The sequence below is a fragment of the Cupriavidus sp. CuC1 genome, assembly GCF_044627735.1.
Lineage (GTDB): Bacteria > Pseudomonadota > Gammaproteobacteria > Burkholderiales > Burkholderiaceae > Cupriavidus > Cupriavidus ulmosensis.
In genome coordinates this window covers 1-2,400 of record NZ_JBIUHC010000342.1, presented here as the reverse complement: position 1 = coordinate 2,400, position 2,400 = coordinate 1, and the positions used below count along the sequence as shown (strand labels likewise).

The following is a 2,400-nucleotide window of genomic DNA, read 5'->3' as shown; positions in this document are numbered from 1 at the left end:
GTCCCCCACAAAACACAAACGGGGCCGGTTCAAAACCGGCCCCGTTTGAGCTTTCAACACTTTTTGTTAACGGCTAGCCACGCGGGCTCCCTTTTGTTCTACCTGCATTCTGTTTGCCGGCTCAGCTTACAGCGCGGCGTCCTTCAGCTTCTTCATCGGGCGAACCTTGACCTTGACGGTCGCCGGCTTGGCAGCGAACCACTGGTCTTCGCCGGTGAACGGGTTCTTGCCGAAGCGCTTCTTGGTGGCGGCAACCTGGGTGGCCACGACCTTGAACAGGCCCGGCAGGGTGAATTCGCCGGCGCCCTTCTTGTGCACCGCGCTCAGGATGGTGTTTTCCAGATGGGCAAGCACGGTCTTGACCGTCTTGGCATCCAGTTCAGTCTGGGCCACCAGGTGGGTCACCAGGCTGGACTTGTTGAACGTGTCCTTCAGGGGTTTCACCGCCGGAGCGGCCGCTGCGTCCTTCTTTGCCGGAGCCGCCTTCTTTGCCGGAGCCGCCTTCTTGGCGGCAGGCTTGGCGGTGGTCTTTACGACAGCATTTGCTTTGGTAGCCATGGATTATGAAGTCTTGTGTTTGTTGAATGACGCTGGCTGCCGACGGCAGCCAGCGCACGGGGAGCATAGCATTCCCGGTCGCGCATGCCAATTGCCCGCAATGGCAACCTGGGCAGCGCCCGGAGCTTAGTCGGAAGAGAGCGACTGCGAAGCCGCGCCCTGTGGCTGGCATTGCGCGGCCTTGCTGGCCGCCTGGTACACCACGGGTTCGAGAATGCCCAGCCGCGCGCGCGCTGCCTCGAGCGGTTCATGCAGCAGCGTCTCGTAGTCCTCGGCCATCAGCCACTTCGCCTTGCGGCCATGTCGATACCCCTCGACAACGGCGCGGAAATACGCGGTGTTGCCGGTCTTGCGCAGGCTCTGCAAGGCGGTAGCAACGGCGATGAATGCCCAGCCGAGGCCGCCGGTCTGCGCGTAGCTGAACGCCACCAGCGCCGCTTCGCCCATGTTCTCGTTGGCCTTGTAGCCGGTCAGCACATGCCAGATGTCGTGGATGTCGCGGGTTCGCCTGCCAAACCAGGCGTAGGGATCCTCGACCAGCGGCTCGCTGTTGAGGTTTGAAATCGTGGCAAGTCCGGCGGCGCTGTAGCCTGTTTGCTCCAGGAACGCGCGGTAGGCGGCGCCGAGCGTGCCGGGCGCGAAGCTGGCGATGAACGCCGGATCGGAGAAGCGCTCCGCCAACTCCACGCGAAGATAGGCAAGCCGCCGCCCGGCCGTGGTCTGCAAGAGTCGCGCATAGTTCCTTGGCGCAGCCGGCCCGTTGAGGGCGCGCATGATGAGAAACACTTGCGTGGTGTCGTTTCCGTTTGCCAGCAGCTTGCGGATCGCACGGAATGCGGCTGGGAAGTCACGCTTGTAGAGAGCGGGGGAGGTTGCTATATCCATTGCCTCGTTCCTCTTGTCGGGTTGTTGCCGGGATGGCGAAGTCGCCGGTCATGTCAGGTTTTCAGGGGTTTCAGGGGTTTCAGGGTTTTCAACCAGGCGCCCTGATGGCAATGAGCGATCTTTGCAGGGAACGGCCGACTACAATGTCGCCTTCCTGACATAAGACTACGATTGGCGCTGTGTCAAAGCCATCTACCCCCGCGGACCACCTCGCTGCCCTGCGATCCAGCGCGTGGTTCGCCGGTCTTGCCGCTGACTTTCAACGCTGGATCGTGGCGCACGCCAAGGTCAGGACACTGGCTGCGGGCCAGCGCCTGTTCGCGCACGCAGACCCGGCGGACGGCCTCTACTTCGTGGTGGCTGGCGCTATCCGCATGACCAGTTCCTCCGCGGATGGCAAGGAGGCACTGCTGGCGTTCGCGGAAACGCCCCAATGGTTCGGCGAGGTCGCCTTGTTCGACGCCTTGCCGCGCGCCCACGATGCCTGGATCGAGACCGACGTGGTGCTGCTGCATATCAGCCAGCAGGATGCGGTGCGGTTTCTCGAGGAGAACCCGGTGCACTGGAAAGCGGTAGGGCTGCTGATGGCCCAAAAGCTCCGGTTGGCATTCGAAGCGATTGAATCATCGGTGCTGATGCCCGTGCCGGTCAGGCTGGCGCGCCGCTTGGTGGCCATCGCCGGCGGCTATGGCGAGCGCCATGGCCTGAGCAAGCGGGTGATCAACGTGCAGCAAGAGCAACTCGGCTTGATGCTGTCGATCTCCCGGCAAACGGTGAACCAGATCCTCAGGGATTTCGAGGCGCAGGGGCTGGTGCAGCGCACGCGAGGGTCCATCGAGATACTGGATCTCGAGTCGCTGCGGCGATTCGCGGAGGCCGGCTAGGCCCAATACTGTTAACAAATTCGAATTTGTGTTAACTTTCAAGCCTCTGCAACAACAAGAAGAGCTTGAAGGA

General features: G+C 62.3%; 3 protein-coding genes. 1 reads left to right on the top strand and 2 read right to left on the bottom strand.

Going from position 1 to position 2,400, the window contains the following annotated elements; translation table 11 throughout:
• Positions 1 to 126 precede the first annotated feature (126 nt).
• Together ACGLHR_RS51400 and ACGLHR_RS51395 are read right to left on the bottom strand one after the other, a co-directional pair.
• Positions 127 to 558 (bottom strand): HU family DNA-binding protein, encoded by a 432-nt coding sequence (locus ACGLHR_RS51400; protein ID WP_400103777.1) that lies wholly within the window; start codon positions 556 to 558, stop codon positions 127 to 129.
• A gap of 126 nt (positions 559 to 684) precedes the next feature.
• On the bottom strand, positions 685 to 1,443 hold the full coding sequence (locus ACGLHR_RS51395; protein WP_400103775.1) for a Coq4 family protein: 759 nt from the start codon (positions 1,441 to 1,443) through the stop codon (positions 685 to 687).
• Positions 1,444 to 1,622: 179 nt separating this feature from the next.
• Here ACGLHR_RS51395 and ACGLHR_RS51390 point away from each other — a divergent pair, with 179 nt between their 5' ends.
• Positions 1,623 to 2,327 carry a Crp/Fnr family transcriptional regulator gene (locus ACGLHR_RS51390; protein WP_400103773.1) on the top strand — a complete coding sequence of 235 codons (705 nt, stop codon included), beginning with the start codon at positions 1,623 to 1,625 and terminating at the stop codon, positions 2,325 to 2,327.
• The last annotated feature ends 73 nt before the right edge of the window (positions 2,328 to 2,400 follow it).